The organism is Streptomyces sp. NPDC127190 (genome assembly GCF_042672505.1).
Taxonomy (GTDB): domain Bacteria; phylum Actinomycetota; class Actinomycetes; order Streptomycetales; family Streptomycetaceae; genus Streptomyces.
This window is the reverse complement of sequence record NZ_JBHXVE010000026.1, coordinates 88,395-102,866: the sequence shown is the minus strand read 5'-3', so window position 1 is coordinate 102,866 and position 14,472 is coordinate 88,395. Positions and strand designations below refer to the sequence as shown.

The following is a 14,472-nucleotide window of genomic DNA, read 5'->3' as shown; positions in this document are numbered from 1 at the left end:
GCATGGCGGATCCTGGGATGAGCGTGACTCCCTACTGGGAGCTGACCTTCGACGCGGACGGGGACGTGGACCCTCCCGAACGCGATCGGCTGCTGGCGCAGGTCACGGAGCGCGGCGTCCGTGACCTGATCGTCTTCGCGCACGGCTGGAACAACGACCGTTCCGGCGCGACCGCGCTGTACCGCCGCTTCTTCGCCCCGGTCCCGGGGCTCGCGCCCGGGGCGCGGATCGGGTACGTGGGGGTGATCTGGCCGTCGATGCGGTTCAGCGACGAGCCGATCCCCGACTTCCCGAGAACCGTGGCGGCCACGGAGGCGGCCGCCGCGCCCGGCCCGGCACTGGACAAGGACACCCGGCGAGCGCTGCTGGAGACCTTTCCGGGCCGGGCGAGCGTGGTCGACCAGCTGGCCCGGATGCTCGACGAACGGCCGGACGGCGAGGCCGGGTTGCGCGAGTTCGGGCGGCTGGCACGGCTGCTGGCGGACGGGACCGGGCGGCCCGGCGCGGCCGACACGGACGAGGCGGGGGAACCGGCCCTGTTCACCGAGGACCCGGCGGCGGTGTGCGCTCAGTTCGCCGAGGCGCTCAGATCGGTCGGCTCGACTGGTCCACGGGAAGAGTTCAGCCTGCCCGACCCGTGGGAGGGCGCCAAGGAACTGCTGCGGCAGATGACGTACTACACGATGAAGGGGCGCGCCGGTACGGTCGGCGAGCACGGGCTCGGGCCGCTGATCGGGCGGTTGGCCGGTGCGGCCCCGGGGGTGCGGGTGCATCTCGCCGGGCACAGCTTCGGCGGGCGGCTGGTGTCGTTCGCGCTGCGCGGGCTGCCCGCCGGGGTGCGCACGGTGAAGTCCGTGACGCTGCTCCAAGGGGCCTTCTCGCACTACGCGTTCGCGGCCCGGCTGCCGCACGACCCGGACGCGGCCGGGGCGCTGAAGGACCGGCAGAGCCGGATCGACGGTCCGCTGGTGTGCTGCCACTCGCACTTCGACGCGGCGCTCGGCACCTTCTACCCGCTGGCCTCCCGGCTGTCCGGGGACGACCGCTCCGTGCTGGGCGCCGACATCGCGGCGGTGCTCGGCCCCGAATGGGGTGCGATGGGCCACGACGGGGTGCAGGCGGTGCCGGGCACCGTCCGGCTGGACCTCGCGGCGGCGCTGCGCGGGCCGCTGCCCGCCTCGGGGTGCGTGAACGTGGACGCGGCGGCCGTCGTCCGCAACGGCGGCGCGCCGTCCGGGGCGCACAGCGACATCGTGCACCCCGAACTGGCGCGGCTGGTCCTGGCGGCGGGCCGGATCACCTGACCCGCCGCCCGGTACGCCTCACCGGTGCGAGGTGTACTCCACGACCTGCTGGAAGGTCGGCCGGTTCTGCCAGCTGATCTTGCCGTGTTTGATGCCGCCCAGGGTGCGCTGGACGATCGAGTCGGCGCACCACTGGTCGCCGGCGGAGCACTGGTCGTCGCCCGGGTAGACCTGGGCGGCGGTCAGACCGGCCGCCTGCTTGAGCGTGCTCAGCAGGACGTCCCGGCAGGAGCCGAGGTCGCCGCCGCCGCAGTACTTCTCGGCGAGCCCGCCCTGGACGCTCTCGCCCAGCACCGCCCGGATGTCCTTGTCGACATAGCTCCACCAGCCGTACTGGAAGGAGCTTCCGGCGTGCGAGCCGGTCGGGCCGTGCCCGGCGGACGGGGCCTCGTCGACGGGCAGGTTGTCGGTGACGGCCGTGTAGAGGTCGCTGCCGAGACCGGGTTCGAACTCGGCCTTGACCAGCAGCGGCCACCAGGCGTCCAGGATCCGGATCGCGTCGGCGTCCGCGTACGTCTTGGAGCCGGCGGAGGTCTCGGTGCGCCGGGCGCCCGCGCTGACCCAGGCCTGGAGCTTCTTCACCGCGTCGGCGGCCGTGGGGTCGGTCACCGCCGAGGTGCCGATCACCTTGAGCAGCCTGGGCAGGACGTCCTCGGCCCGCAGGTCGGTGACGGCGGCGCCGGCCATGGCCTGCACCAGCTTGGCGCGGGTCACCCCGCCGGCCGCGACCAGCTTCTTCACCCGGTCCTCCAGCAGGTTGCCGCGGTGCACGGAGCCGTCGCCCCAGGGCGCGGTCGTGTAGTCCTTGGCCTGCTTGTTGTTCCAGGAGATGTAGTAGTCCTGGTCGACGGAGTTGGGGTGGGCGGAGGCCGGGGTGTAGTCGGCGGTGTTGCCGGCCGGGTCCCAGTTCCGCCACTCGTACGCCGGCTGCGCCCAGACCGGGAACTCGGCGTCGACGCCGTCGGCCCGCACCGGGTTGTCACCGCTGTTGTAGTACGCGGTGTGCTGTGAGTCGGCGTAGAACCAGTTGAAGGTGTAGTTGATGTGCTGGGCCGCGCTCTGGAAGTCCTGCGGGCTCTTGACGAAGTCGGGGTCGTTCAGCATCTGGAAGCCGATGATCGAGTCGGCCTCGTGCAGATAGGAGGAGCGCAGGGTGGTGTAGGCGACCTTCTTGCCGCCGACGGTCGCCCGGTACTCCACCGGCCCGTACTTCGTCCGCCACACCCGCATGGTGTACGAGCCCGCGGGCGTGGAGTCGGCCGTCGTCGGTGACCAGGCGTTCTTCTGCTCGACCTTGTCCATCGCGGTGCAGGTGCCGTGGTACAGGTAGTGGTAGTCGTCCTGGCACAGCTCGACGGCGTAGGTGTCGATGATGTCCTGGCCGGAGGTGGTCGCGCTCCAGGAGTAGTCCTGGCCGCGGCCCAGCTCGACGTACATGCTGAGGCCGGCGAAGGAGGCGCCCCGGGCGCTGAGGCCGGGGCCCTGGATCTCCTGGAGCATCAGCAGCTGCGGGGCGAAGTAGCCGGTCTGCGGTCCGAAGACGGCGATCGGGTGCCCGCTGGCGGTGTACTTGCCGCTCACCACCAGGGCGTTGGACATGCCGCGCCTGGCCGAGCCGAGCGCGGTCCGCGCGGCGGTGGCGGAGGCTCTGATGGCGCCGGCGGTGGCGGCGCTGCCGGTGCGGTCGTAGACGAGCGGTTCCTGGGTCACCGAGCCGGCGTCGGGCAGGGCCTCGCCCTTGGGTGCGGCCGGCTTGGCGGCGTACGGGAAGCTCCGGCCGTCGTGGACGGTGAGGACGGCCTCGGGGTCGTTGCGCTCGCGGAAGGACTCCCAGACCCTGGTGCCCTCCTCGACGCCGTACTTGGCCTGCGCGGCGGCCAGCGAGAGCGCGTTGTTGACCTCGCCGCCCCCGCCGGAGCCGAAGAGGGACCCGATCACCGACGCCAGCGCCACCAGGTCGGTGACCTTGAAGTGGTCGATGGTGCCGGCGTTGGTGATCGCGTCCTTGTGACCGGTCAGGACGTACTCGCCGGGGAAGTAGCGGCCGCTGTCGGAGGCGTCGATATAGGCGTTGATGCCGTCGAGGTAGGCCTTGACGTCGGCGAGGGCCTGCTGGCCGCGGGCGCCGCTCTTCGCCACCGCGTTGTCGATCTGCGCCTGGAGGTCGGCCTCGGTGTAGGGCGCGTTGCGGTAGAACTGCTGCTCCAGGCCCTGGTTGGCGGCCGCGCCGCCGGCGAACGACGTCAGCTGGCCGCGGCCGACGTGCCGGAAGACGTCCATCAGCCAGAGCCGGTCCTCGGCCGCCGCGTAGCCGGCGCCGAACTCGGTGCCGTAGCGGGTGGTGCCCGTGATGTGCGGCACACCGGCCTTCTTGTCGCGGACGATGGTGACGTCGGAGCGTCCGGCCGGCTTCTCGGTGGAGGCGACCTGGTCGGAGGGGACGCCGAAGGAGGCGTCGTTGAAGAAGGTGTTGATGGTCGAGTCGGTCACGCCCGGGTAGCCGGTGGCCAGCCCGGCGTACGGCCCGAGCTGGTCCTCCGCGTGGGACGGCTGGGTGCCGAAGGCCTGGTTGAGCAGGATCTGCGCGAGGGTCGCGTTGCCGTTCTCGCCGGGCGGCAGGATGTCCGAACACTGGCCGCCGCAGTAGTCGTTCGAGGCGGTCGCGGTGGCGGCGGTCGCCGCCGTCTGGCCGAGCGGAGAAAGAAGTGCGGCGACGAGGACGCATACCGACGCGGTCTTCAGGAACCCGGGGAGTCGGCGGGACGTTCTCAGTCTGTGCAGGGCGGTGCGTGGGGTTCGCCGTGGCATGGCAGCTCCTAGCGACGGGGGTGCGCGAACGTTACCGCCGGTATCCCCGAGTTTGAAGATGAACATGCGTCACTTTTCGGAGTCCGCAGGGAGAAACAGGGAGCAGCGCGAGGAGAACTCGAGAAGAGATGGAGCCGAATCGCCTGTCGATACGTCTATTCGGCGACATCTGCGAAGTCCGTGCGACGACGCCGAAGTGACCGAAGTACAAGGTGCAGGTGTGACGGAGGTGCAGGGCGATGGCCGGTTTCCGGAGTCTGGCAAGACAGGTACGCGATCCGGACTGTGATCTGGCACTACGGCGGTACTCACTGCGCAAGTGCCTGGAGAAGTTCGCCCCTTACGGGCATCGGGCGACCTGGGACCACCTCTGCTCCCGGGCGGGGTTCGGCCCCGAGGACCGCTCCCCCGACCCGGCGCGGCTCGTGGCCGCGCTGGAGGAGCTGGAGGAGGCGCGGTCCGTCTGGCTCGCCTACGAGACCGAGTTCACCGAACGCCGCAGGAAGGAGAAGCACGACGGACTGCGCCGGCCGGGCAGTGTGGACGACTGGCACCGCCTCACCTGGGGCGGGTTCGGAGTCGCCTGGTGCGACGACCCCCGGGTCCATCCGGACGAGCCGCTGGCCGAGGTGCTGCGCAGGCTCATCGCCGCGCTGAACCGGGAACCGGGCTCCTGCTGCCCGGTGTGCGGCGGGGAGCGCCTGCTGTGGCGGTACGGCCTGGACCACGAGCCGTCGTCCGGTCCGGTCTGCACGGACTGCGGCATCCTGGTGCCGCGGCCCGTCCTCACCCCGCAGGTGCTGTCCGTCGCCCGGCGGGGACAGCTGCTGATGTCGGCCTGAGGGCCGGGACGGTAACGGGGGCACGGGGGACATTGAGGGGCACAGGGGGGCGTGGGGTGCGCAGGGGGATGCCGCACCCTCCGCTGCGAAGGGGCGAGGCTACCAGCCGCAAATCCGCTCGCTCCACCCGATTCCCGTGCGGACAGTGGACCCGATGTCACCGAACCGATGAACACGGGGAGTCCCATGTCCACGCTGCGGGTCACCGCCGAAGTGCTGACCGTCCACCCGCATCCCGACGCCGACGCGCTGGAGTTGGCCCAGGTGGGCCTGTACCGGGCCGTCGTCGCCAAGGGCGCCTATCGCACCGGCGAGGCCGCCGTCTACATCCCCGAGCAGGCCGTGCTGCCGCCCGGGCTGATCGAGGAGCTGGGGCTGACCGGCCGGCTGGCCGGGTCCGCGGCCAACCGGGTCAAGGCGGTACGGCTGCGCGGCGAGCTGTCCCAGGGCATCGTGTGCCGGCCGAAGGCGCTGGCGGACGTGGACCTGGCGCGGGCGGCGGCGGACGGCACGGACTTCGCGGAGCTGCTGGGCATCACCAAGTGGGTGCCGCCGATCCCGCCCACCATGAACGGCGAGGTGGAGCCGGCGGCCGAGCTGCTGCCCTGGGTCGACATCGAGAACATCCAGCGGTACCCGGACATCTTCGCCGCGGGCGAGCCGGTCGTCCTGACGGAGAAGCTGCACGGGTCGGCCTGCCTGCTGACGTATGTCGCCGATCACGGCCGGACCTATGTGTCCTCCAAGGGCTTCGGCGCCAAGTCGCTGGCGCTGAAGGAGGATCCGCGGAACCTGTACTGGCGGGCGGTGCACGCGCACGGGGTCGCCGAGGCGGCCGCCCGGCTCGCCGAGCGGCTGGGGGCGCGCCGGGTCGGCATCTTCGGGGAGGTGTACGGCGCGGGAGTGCAGGATCTGACCTACGGCGCGGACGGCCGCCGGGACACGCTGGGGTACGCGGTGTTCGACGTCTCGGCGGAGATCGACGGCGTGGTGCGCTGGCTGGATGCGGCCGCACTGCTGACGGGCGAGCTGCCACTGGTGCCCCGGCTGTACGAGGGGCCGTACGACATCGAGCGGGTGCTGGAGTTCGCCGGCGGCCGGGAGACGGTGTCCGGGCGGGGGCTGCATGTGCGCGAGGGCGTGGTGATACGGCCCGCGGTGGAGCGGTACAGCGAGGTGACCGGGGGCCGGGCGATAGCCAAGGCGGTGAGCCCGGCGTATCTGACCCGGAAGGGCGGCACGGAGTACGAGTGAGCGTGCCGGGGGCGGATCCGCTCAGCGGGTCCGCCCTCCGTCCCGGCGGCTAGCGGCCCTCCGCCATCAGGCGGGAGCCCGTCAGGCGGTCGCCGAAGGCGTCGTCGGGGTTGGAGAGGACACAGGTGTCCAGCGACAGGCAGCCGCAGCCGATGCAGTCGGTGAGGTGGTCGCGCAAACGGTTCAGCTGCCTGATCCGTTCGTCCAGTTCCGAGCGCCACTTCTCGGACAGCCGGGCCCAGTCGTCCCGGGTCGGGGTCCGCTCCTCCGGCAGTTCCGCCAGCGCCTCGCGGATCGTGGCCAGCGGGATGCCGACCCGCTGGGCGGCGCGGATGAAGGCGACCCGGCGGAGGGTGTCACGGGTGTAGCGGCGCTGGTTGCCCGAGGTGCGGCGGCTGCTGATCAGGCCCTTGGCCTCGTAGAAGTGCAGGGCGGACACCGCGGCTCCGCTGCGTGCGGACAACTGGCCGACGGTCAGCTCATGGATCTTCTCGGGAATCTGGGGCACTCCTCAGAGATTACTCACCCGGCCGACACGGCCGCCGGGTCCGCCATCCGTTGACATCGCCCGCCCACCCGACCATGCTAAGCAGTTGCTTAGACACCGCGAGAGAGCGCGAGCGAGAGGCCGGGAACATGGCAGAACCGAGGACCTTCACCTCCCCCGACGAGCTGAAGGCCGCCGTGGGCGAGCAGCTGGGCCACACCGACTGGGTGGAGGTGGACCAGAAGCGGATCGACCTGTTCGCCGAGGCCACCGGGGACCACCAGTGGATCCATGTGGACCCGGAGAAGGCCGCCACGGGTCCCTTCAAGACCACCATCGCGCACGGCTACCTCACCCTGTCCCTGCTCCCCCTCTTCGGGCCGCAGCTCATCCAGGTCGAGGGCGTGAAGATGGGCGTGAACTACGGCACGAACAAGGTCCGCTTCCCCTCCCCCGTCCCGGTCGGCTCCCGGCTGCGCGCCACCGGGAAGATCACCGGCGTCGAGGACGTCCCCGGCGGTGTGCAGGTGACGCTCGCCTTCACCGTGGAGCGCGAGGGCGGCGACAAGCCGGTGTGCGTCGCGGAGTCGGTGTCCCGGTACTACCTCTGAGCGCCTACGCGGCGCCCACCATCCGGAGCACGAGGTCGGCGTAGAGCGCGCCGACCTCCTCCGGGGTGCGCGGGCCGTTCACGTCGAACCAGCGGGCCACGTCGATGCAGAGCGACAGCACGGCGAGCGTGGTGCCCTTGACGTCCCGGACGTCGAACTCGCCCGCGGCCACCCCGTCCTCGATGATCCCGCGCACCTCGGCGTCCACCTGCCGGCGCAGGGCGACGATCTCGGCGCGCGCCTCGGGGCCGAGCGCGTCGAGTTCGTACTGCACCACCCGCGCGGTGGTCCGCCGGCCCGCGTGCCAGCGGACGAAGGAGCTGACGGCGTCGGCCAGCCGCTCCGTGGCGCTGCCGTCGCGGCGGGCCGCCGTACGCAGGATGTCCAGGGCCTTGTCGTGGCCGATCCGGCTGATCCGGTGGAGCAGCTCTTCCTTGGTCTTGTAGTGGATGTAGAGCGCGGCCGGGCTCATGCCGGCGCGGCCCGCGATGTCGCGGGTCGTCGTGGCGTGGTAGCCGCGCTCGGCGAAGGCCTCGACGGCGGCGACGAGCAGCCGCCGGGCCGCGTCCGGGGTGACCTCTTCCCACGGCTCCACTTCGCCGCCGGTCGTCTCCTCCGCCGTACTCATCGCTCGCTCGCCCCTCTCGGTGACAGGAACACCACCATACCGCCGAAGGTGAGCGAGCGCTTAGATCTGCCGCTCGGAACGGGTCGCGCGGCGTTCAGAGCTTCTCGAAGGGGTCGTGCTCGGCGAGCAGCTTCTCCAGGCGGGCCTGGTCGACGCGGCTGACGAGCTGTCCGGCCTCCTGCCGGTCCCGCACCACCTTGGCGAGGGTGAAGGCGGAGGTGACGAGGTACAGCACGGCGATGCCGAGGAAGGCGCGGACCCAGGCGTCGGCGTGCAGTCGGACGATACCGGCGGCGGTGGCCGCCAGGGCGATGGCGAAGGACGCGACGGCCTGGCCGTAGAAGGCGGCCGTGCTCTGCTGCTTGACCGGTGTGTCACTCATGGCAGGCAGGATCGGGCGAGCGGGCCGCCCGGCACATCCGCCGGCGTACTCAGGTGCGTACTCAGAAGGCCGAGACGCCGGTCAGCGCGCGGCCGATGAGCAGCTTCTGGATCTGGCTGGTGCCCTCGTAGAGGGTCATCACGCGGGCGTCGCGCAGGAGTTTGCCGGCCGGGTACTCGTCGATGTAGCCATAGCCGCCGAAGACCTGGAGGGCGTTGTTGGCCGCGCGCACGGCGGCCTCGGAGGCGAACAGCTTGGCCTTGGAGGACTCGACGGCGAACGGCTCGCCCCGGTCGACGAGATCGGCGACCCGCCAGGTCAGCAGCCGCGCGGCGTCCACGTCGACGGCGATGTCGCTGATCAGCTCCTGCACCAGCTGGTGGTGGGCGATGGACTTGCCGAACTGCTCGCGCTCACCGGCGTAGGAGACGGCCGCGTCCAGGGCGGCCTGGGCGATGCCGACACAGCCTGCGGCCACCGACATCCGGCCCTTGGCCAGCGCGGACATGGCGACGGAGAAGCCCTTGCCCTCCTCGCCGAGGATCGCGGAGGCGGGCACCCGCACGTCCTGGAGGACGAGTTCGGCGGTGGCCTGGCCGCGCAGTCCGAGCTTGCCGTGGATGGTGCGGCGGCTCAGGCCGGGGGTGTCGGCGGGCACCAGGAAGGCGGTCACGCCCTTGTGGCCGGGGGCGTCGGTGGAGCGGGCGAAGAGCAGCACGACATCGGCCCAGGTGCCGTTGGTGATGAACATCTTGGCGCCGTTGATGACGTAGTCGTCGCCGTCGCGTACGGCGCGGGTGGTGAGGCTGCCCGCGTCGGAACCGGTGCCGGGCTCGGTGAGGCCGAAGCAGCCGACGTACTCGCCCGCGGTCAGCCCGGGCAGCCAGCGCCGCTTCTGCTCCTCGTTCCCCCAGGCGGCGATCGTCTTGGCGACCAGGCCGAGGGAGACGGACACGATGCCGCGCACGGAGGAGTCGCCGCGGCCCAGCTCCTCGGTGACCAGGCAGTAGGCGAGGTGGTCGCCGCCGGAGCCGCCGTACTCCTCGTCGATCGTCAGCCCGAGGAAGCCGACCTCGCCGAGCTTCTTGACGACGGCCCGGTCCACCTCCTCGGCCCGGTCCCAGGCGACCACGTGCGGGGCGATCTCGCGCTGCACGAAGTCCCGGGCGAGCTGCCGGACGGCGGACTGCTCCTCGCTCAGGCGAAGACTCACCACGGCGATCACCCCACATCTCGAAAGCTGCACTTGAAAGCTGCACATTTAAATTAGCACTGCTAGTTTCCAGTCGCAGCCCTACTATGTGCGCCATGGCCCGACCGCGCAAGCCCCTCCTCAGCACCGACCGGATCGTCGAGACGGCCCGGGACCTCGTGGACCGGGAGGGTCTGGCGGCCGTGTCCACCCGTCGGCTCGCCGCCGAGCTGGGGGTGAGCGGGCCCTCGCTCTACAACCACTTCCGCACCAAGGACGAGATCCTGGAGGCGGTCGCCGACTCGGTGAGCGCGCAGGTCGACCTGTCGATGTTCGAGGACGGCCGGGACTGGCGCACCGCGCTGCACGACTGGGCCGTCTCCTACCGGGCGGCCCTGCGCGACCATCCGAACATCGTGCCCGTGCTCGCGCGCGGCCCCGGTCGCCGGCCGGCCGCGCTGCGGGTCGCCGACGCCGCGTACGGCGCGATGGTCGACGCGGGCTGGCCGCCGGCCCAGGCCACGTCCATCGGGGCACTGATGCGGTACTTCATCATGGGCTCGGCGCTGGGCTCGTTCGCCGGCGGCTTCGTGGACGACGCGAGCGCGTACGACCCGGCCGACTACCCCCACCTCGGGCAGGCCCATCTCCTGGCCGAGCAGCAGGAGAAGATCGACGAGCGGGCCTTCGAGACGGGGCTCACGGCACTGCTGGACGGGCTGGCCCTCCAGTACGAGCAGGCGGGCCAGGAGGCTCGGCAGTAGGCCGGGAAGCGGCCTCAGAACACCACCAGCGCCCGGCCCCCCTTGCCCGCGAGCATGGTGTCGAAGGCGGCCGGGATGCCCTCCAGGCCGATCCGCTCGGTGACCAGTGCGGACAGGTCCAGCCGGCCCTCCCGGACGTGCTCGGCGAGCACGGGCAGGTCGCGGGCCGGGTCGGTGTTGCCGTAGACGCAGCCGGACAGGGTGCGGCCCCAGTGGAAGATCTCCAGCGCGTTGAAGGTGACCTGCTCGTCCTTGCCGCCGATGCCGACGACCGTGGTACGGCCGCCCCGGCGGGTGGACTCCCAGGCCGCGCGGATGGAGACCGCCCGCCCCACGCACTCCACGGAGACGTCGACGCCCTGCTTGTCCGTGAGGGCGCGGATCTCGCGCGGGGTGGTGTCGGAGGCCACCACGTAGTCCGTGGCCCCGGCGGCGCGGGCGAGTTCCTCCTTCTCGGCGGAGACGTCGACCGCGATGATCCGGGACGCGCCCGCGATCCGGGCCGACTGGAGCGTCGCGAGACCCACTCCCCCGACGCCGAACACCGCGACGGTCTCGCCCCGGCGGACGCGCGCCGAGTGGTGGACGGCGCCGTAGCCGGTGAGGACCGCACAGCCCAGGAGGGCGGCGTCCACCAGGGGCACGCCTTCCGGAAGGGGCAGCACGCAGGAGGCGGGGACGACCGTCTCCTCGGCGAACGCGGCCACGTTGAGGCCGGGGTGGAGTTCGGTGCCGTCGGCGGTGCGGGCGTAGACGTCGGCGGCGCCGTTCAGGGCGTTGGCGCACAGCCAGACCTCACCGAGACCGCAGGCGTGGCAACTGCCGCAGGAGGGAGCCCAGTTGAGGACGACGGGGGCGCCTTCGGCGACATGGGTGACGCCCTCGCCCACCGCGACGACCGTGCCCGCGCCCTCGTGGCCGAGGACCGCGGGGACCGGCACCCGCATGGTGCCGTTGGACAGGGACAGGTCGGAGTGGCAGACGCCCGCGGCGGCGAGCCGGACCCGGACCTGTCCGGGGCCCGGGTCGGGCAGCTCGATGCCGGTGATCTCCAGCGGGGCGCCGATGGCGGGCAGGACGGCGGCTCGTACGGCCATGACTGTCGGACTTCCTTAGAACTGGAGGGACTTGGTCTGGAGGTACTCGGCGAGCCCGTGCGTGCCGAGTTCCCGGCCGACTCCGGACTGCTTGTAACCGCCGAAGGGGGCGAGGGGGTTGAACCGGCCGCCGTTGATGTCGACCTGGCCGGTGTCCATACGGCGGGCGAAGGCCACCGCCTCACTCTCCTCACCGGCCCAGACGGCGCCGGCGAGGCCGTACACCGTGCCGTTGGCGAGGCGCAGGGCGTCCTCCTCGTCCTCGTAGCGCAGGATGCTCAGGACCGGGCCGAAGATCTCCTCCTGGGCGATGGTCATCTGGGGCGTCACGTCGGCGAAGACGGTGGGGCTGACGAAGTAGCCCTTCTCGCGCGGGTTTTCGGGTCCGCCGGCGACCAGGCGGGCGCCCTCGGCGATGCCCTTCTCGATGTAGCCGCGCACCCGCGCCTGCTGCTCGGCGCTGACCACGGGGCCGATGCGGTCGCCGTACTTGGCGGCGGCGGTCCGGGCCAGCTCGACGGCCTCCTCGTACTGGTCGCGGTGGACCAGCATGCGGGTCCAGGCGCTGCACGTCTGGCCGGAGTTGGACATGACGTTGGCGACGCCGACGTTCACCGCCCTGGCGAGGTCGGCGCTCGGCAGGATGACGTTGGCGGACTTGCCGCCGAGTTCGAGGGCGACCTTCTTCACGGCGGCCCCGGCCACGGCGCCGATCCGCCGGCCGACCGCGGTGGAGCCGGTGAAGGAGACCAGGTCCACGTCCGGGTGCTCGACGAGGGCCTGCCCGGCGACCGGGCCGAACCCGGTGACCAGGTTGAACACACCGGCCGGCACCCCCGCCGCGTGCACCGCCTCGGCGAACAGCTGGGCGGTGAGCGGGGTGTTCTCGGCGGGCTTGAGGACGACCGTGCAGCCCGCGGCGAGCGCCGGGGCGGCCTTGGCGACGATCTGGTGGAGCGGGTAGTTCCATGGGGTGATCGCGCCGACCACGCCGATCGGCTCGTGCAGGACGGTGGAGTTGCCGACCTTCTCCTCGAAGGAGTGGGTGGCGGCCAGCTCGGCGTAGGAGCCGGCCACCGCGACGGGCACGGCGGCGTGCACGGCCTGGGAGAACGCCGGCGGGGAGCCGAGTTCGGCGGTGACGGTCTCGGCGATCTCCTCCTCGCGGGCCGCCAGGACGTCCCGGAGCGCGGCCAGGCGAGCGGCGCGCTCGGCGGGCGGGGTGGCCGCCCAGCCGGGCAGGGCGGCGCGGGCCGCGCGCACGGCGGTGTCGACGTCCAGCGCGTTCCCGGCGGGGACGCGGGCGATGACCTGCTCGTCGGCCGGGTTCACGACCTCGATCGCGTCCCGGCCCTCGGCGGCGCGCCAGTCGCCGTCGATGTACAGGCCGTCATGTGCCTTCATACTGCTTCCTCCCGGCGGGTCTGCGTCGTCCGGCACACAAACTAGCGGCGTTAGTTTTCGTGCGCCAGGGCCGCCCGAGCCAGTCGTACCGGGACATCATCACAGCACGGGCGGGCGGGCGGTGGTCCGGGAGAGCGCGGGGCGCGACGGGAAACGGCCGGGGCGGGGGGGGGGGGCGGGGGGCCCCCCCCCCGGGGGGGGGGGCGCGCGCGGGGGGGGGGGGGGGGGGGCGGGGGGGGGGGGGGGCGCGCCGCCCCCGCGGGGGGGGGGGGGGGGGGCGGCCGCCCCCCGCCCCGGTTTCCGGGGACAGGGAGGAGCGGGCTCGGCTATCGGGTGGCGGTCAGGTGGGCGAAGACCACCACGTTGCTGGTGTAGCCGGTGCGCCGGCTGAAGAGGCCGCCGCAGGTGAGCACCCGCAGTTCCGGGCGGCGGACCGGGCCGTAGACCTCCCGGTCGGGGAATCCGGCCTTGTCGAACACCTTCACCCGGTCCACGGTGTAGACGGCGCTGCGGCCGTCCGCGCGCTTGACCTCGATGAGCTTGCCCGGCTTGATCTGGGCGAGGGCGGCGAACACGGCGGGGCCGGTCCTGGTGTCGCGGTGGCCGACGGCGATCGCGGTGCCGGACTCGCCCGGCGTGGGGCCGCCCTGGTACCAGCCGACCAGCTTGGGCCTGTCGACCGGCGGCGTCTCCAGCTGCCGGTCCTTGTCCAGCCGTACGGCCGTGACCGGGGCGTCGATCCCGAGCGAGGGGATGCGGAAGGACGTGGGCCGGGACCGGGGCAGTGGGCGGGGCGGCGGGGTGGGGTGCGCGCCGGACTCCTCCCGGCTCGCGCCCCGCCCGTCGGCGCGGGAGGAACCCGGGGCGGCGGCCGCCGCCCCGGCCGGGCCGCCCGGCCCGCCGGCTCCGGCGGGCTGGTGGTCCGAGCCGCACCGGCCGGCCACCGTCACCAGGACGGTCACCAGCAGGGCCGTCCTGGTGAGGCGGTAGGCGCGGGTCCGGTACCAGGGCCTGCGTCGACGTCTACGCGGCGCCATGAGGCCGCCGGCGGATCAGCCGGATGTACACCGCGCCGCCGACCGCGACCAGCCCCACGGCCGCCGCCGCGGCCACCGGCGAGTAGGCGGCCGCCGTGTCGATGAGACCGCCGCCGCCCGCGTGCACTCCGCCCTTGGGGCCGTTGTGGTCGCCCTGCCCCTGCCCCTGCCCCCAGGCCGAGTCGTCGTGGCGGTCGTCCGAGATCTGCCCGCCGGGGCCGTGGGCACCGGCGTCGTGCCGGTCGTCACGGCAGTTCACATGGAAGACCTTCTCCTTGGGCGCACCGGCCACCACCCAGGTGATCTTGTACTGGCCGTCGGCCAGTCCGAGCGGGTCGGTGTGTCCGGCGCCCCCGGCGAGCTGGATGGTGCCGGCGACGGTGGCCGCGGTGGGCAGCGGGGGCTCGGGCGTGATGGTGTAGGCGATGGTGGGCAGCACGTCGAAGTTGACGGCGTCCAGGTAGAACTTGCAGACCGTCGGGTCGTCCTTCGAGACGCCGTAGGGCACACCCACGCGATGGATCCTGATGTCGCCGTTCTCCCCCTGGGCCGGGGGGGGGGGGGGCGCGCCGCCCCCACCCCCCCCCCGCCGGGGGGCGGGGGGGGGGTCGCGGGGCGCCGCGCCGCGGGTGCCCAAACTCAGGGGGGTGGGTGTGGTGGGA

General features: G+C 72.6%; 13 protein-coding genes and 1 pseudogene. 5 read left to right on the top strand and 9 right to left on the bottom strand.

Features of this window, described 5'->3' with window-relative positions:
* Positions 1–2: 2 nt before the first annotated feature.
* Positions 3–1,304 (top strand): serine-threonine protein kinase, encoded by a 1,302-nt coding sequence (locus ACFVIU_RS31155; protein WP_385846590.1) that lies wholly within the window; start codon positions 3–5, stop codon positions 1,302–1,304.
* 18 nt (positions 1,305–1,322) lie between these two features.
* Here the strand turns inward: ACFVIU_RS31155 and ACFVIU_RS31150 are convergent, their stop codons facing one another.
* Positions 1,323–4,112 carry a penicillin acylase family protein gene (locus ACFVIU_RS31150; RefSeq protein WP_385846589.1) on the bottom strand — a complete coding sequence of 930 codons (2,790 nt, stop codon included), beginning with the start codon at positions 4,110–4,112 and terminating at the stop codon, positions 1,323–1,325.
* A 239-nt stretch (positions 4,113–4,351) separates the two neighbouring features.
* Between ACFVIU_RS31150 and ACFVIU_RS31145 the strand changes: the two genes are divergently transcribed.
* The gene (locus tag ACFVIU_RS31145; protein WP_385846588.1) at positions 4,352–4,954 is read left to right on the top strand and encodes a hypothetical protein; all 603 of its coding nucleotides are present in this window, start codon (positions 4,352–4,354) and stop codon (positions 4,952–4,954) included.
* A 186-nt stretch (positions 4,955–5,140) separates the two neighbouring features.
* Complete coding sequence (locus tag ACFVIU_RS31140) at positions 5,141–6,208, top strand: RNA ligase (ATP) (protein ID WP_385846587.1); 1,068 nt, start codon at positions 5,141–5,143, stop codon at positions 6,206–6,208.
* A gap of 49 nt (positions 6,209–6,257) precedes the next feature.
* On the opposite strand, the gene soxR is transcribed toward ACFVIU_RS31140, so the two are convergent.
* Positions 6,258–6,716 carry a redox-sensitive transcriptional activator SoxR gene (gene soxR, locus ACFVIU_RS31135; protein ID WP_385846586.1) on the bottom strand — a complete coding sequence of 153 codons (459 nt, stop codon included), beginning with the start codon at positions 6,714–6,716 and terminating at the stop codon, positions 6,258–6,260.
* Between the two features lie 128 nt (positions 6,717–6,844).
* Between soxR and ACFVIU_RS31130 the strand changes: the two genes are divergently transcribed.
* Positions 6,845–7,306: a MaoC family dehydratase gene (locus tag ACFVIU_RS31130; RefSeq protein ID WP_385846585.1), complete on the top strand. Its 462-nt coding sequence runs from the start codon at positions 6,845–6,847 to the stop codon at positions 7,304–7,306.
* A 4-nt stretch (positions 7,307–7,310) separates the two neighbouring features.
* On the opposite strand, the gene ACFVIU_RS31125 is transcribed toward ACFVIU_RS31130, so the two are convergent.
* From ACFVIU_RS31125 to ACFVIU_RS31115, 3 genes are all read right to left on the bottom strand, one after another.
* Positions 7,311–7,934 carry a TetR/AcrR family transcriptional regulator gene (locus ACFVIU_RS31125; RefSeq protein WP_385846584.1) on the bottom strand — a complete coding sequence of 208 codons (624 nt, stop codon included), beginning with the start codon at positions 7,932–7,934 and terminating at the stop codon, positions 7,311–7,313.
* 94 nt (positions 7,935–8,028) lie between these two features.
* Positions 8,029–8,316: a YiaA/YiaB family inner membrane protein gene (locus ACFVIU_RS31120; RefSeq protein WP_385846583.1), complete on the bottom strand. Its 288-nt coding sequence runs from the start codon at positions 8,314–8,316 to the stop codon at positions 8,029–8,031.
* A 61-nt stretch (positions 8,317–8,377) separates the two neighbouring features.
* Positions 8,378–9,529, bottom strand: a complete 1,152-nt coding sequence (locus ACFVIU_RS31115) for an acyl-CoA dehydrogenase family protein (RefSeq protein ID WP_385846610.1) — start codon at positions 9,527–9,529, stop codon at positions 8,378–8,380.
* Positions 9,530–9,624: 95 nt separating this feature from the next.
* Between ACFVIU_RS31115 and ACFVIU_RS31110 the strand changes: the two genes are divergently transcribed.
* Positions 9,625–10,272 (top strand): TetR/AcrR family transcriptional regulator, encoded by a 648-nt coding sequence (locus ACFVIU_RS31110; RefSeq protein ID WP_385846582.1) that lies wholly within the window; start codon positions 9,625–9,627, stop codon positions 10,270–10,272.
* Between the two features lie 14 nt (positions 10,273–10,286).
* On the opposite strand, the gene ACFVIU_RS31105 is transcribed toward ACFVIU_RS31110, so the two are convergent.
* The 4 genes and pseudogenes from ACFVIU_RS31105 to ACFVIU_RS31090 all read right to left on the bottom strand — a co-directional run.
* Positions 10,287–11,369, bottom strand: a complete 1,083-nt coding sequence (locus ACFVIU_RS31105; protein WP_385846581.1) for a Zn-dependent alcohol dehydrogenase — start codon at positions 11,367–11,369, stop codon at positions 10,287–10,289.
* Positions 11,370–11,384: 15 nt separating this feature from the next.
* Positions 11,385–12,773, bottom strand: coding sequence for an aldehyde dehydrogenase family protein (locus tag ACFVIU_RS31100; RefSeq protein WP_385846580.1), 1,389 nt, complete (start codon positions 12,771–12,773; stop codon positions 11,385–11,387).
* 326 nt (positions 12,774–13,099) lie between these two features.
* Positions 13,100–13,810, bottom strand: coding sequence for a class F sortase (locus tag ACFVIU_RS31095; RefSeq protein ID WP_385846579.1), 711 nt, complete (start codon positions 13,808–13,810; stop codon positions 13,100–13,102).
* Positions 13,797–14,360, bottom strand: a pseudogene (locus ACFVIU_RS31090) (hypothetical protein); the annotation flags it as partial. The gene ACFVIU_RS31095 and the pseudogene ACFVIU_RS31090, both read right to left, overlap by 14 nt.
* Positions 14,361–14,472 lie beyond the last annotated feature (112 nt).

Excerpts from the sequence above, each read along its gene's own strand:
- ACFVIU_RS31145 (WP_385846588.1), top strand. The coding sequence starts at position 4,352 with ATGGCCGGTTTCCGGAGTCTGGCAAGACAGGTACGCGATCCGGACTGT.
- ACFVIU_RS31105 (WP_385846581.1), bottom strand. The coding sequence starts at position 11,369 with ATGGCCGTACGAGCCGCCGTCCTGCCCGCCATCGGCGCCCCGCTGGAG.
- ACFVIU_RS31120 (WP_385846583.1), bottom strand. The coding sequence starts at position 8,316 with ATGAGTGACACACCGGTCAAGCAGCAGAGCACGGCCGCCTTCTACGGC.
- ACFVIU_RS31140 (WP_385846587.1), top strand. The coding sequence starts at position 5,141 with ATGTCCACGCTGCGGGTCACCGCCGAAGTGCTGACCGTCCACCCGCAT.
- ACFVIU_RS31100 (WP_385846580.1), bottom strand. The coding sequence starts at position 12,773 with ATGAAGGCACATGACGGCCTGTACATCGACGGCGACTGGCGCGCCGCC.
- ACFVIU_RS31130 (WP_385846585.1), top strand. The coding sequence starts at position 6,845 with ATGGCAGAACCGAGGACCTTCACCTCCCCCGACGAGCTGAAGGCCGCC.
- ACFVIU_RS31155 (WP_385846590.1), top strand. The coding sequence starts at position 3 with ATGGCGGATCCTGGGATGAGCGTGACTCCCTACTGGGAGCTGACCTTC.
- ACFVIU_RS31125 (WP_385846584.1), bottom strand. The coding sequence starts at position 7,934 with ATGAGTACGGCGGAGGAGACGACCGGCGGCGAAGTGGAGCCGTGGGAA.
- ACFVIU_RS31110 (WP_385846582.1), top strand. The coding sequence starts at position 9,625 with ATGGCCCGACCGCGCAAGCCCCTCCTCAGCACCGACCGGATCGTCGAG.
- ACFVIU_RS31095 (WP_385846579.1), bottom strand. The coding sequence starts at position 13,810 with ATGGCGCCGCGTAGACGTCGACGCAGGCCCTGGTACCGGACCCGCGCC.
- ACFVIU_RS31150 (WP_385846589.1), bottom strand. The coding sequence starts at position 4,112 with ATGCCACGGCGAACCCCACGCACCGCCCTGCACAGACTGAGAACGTCC.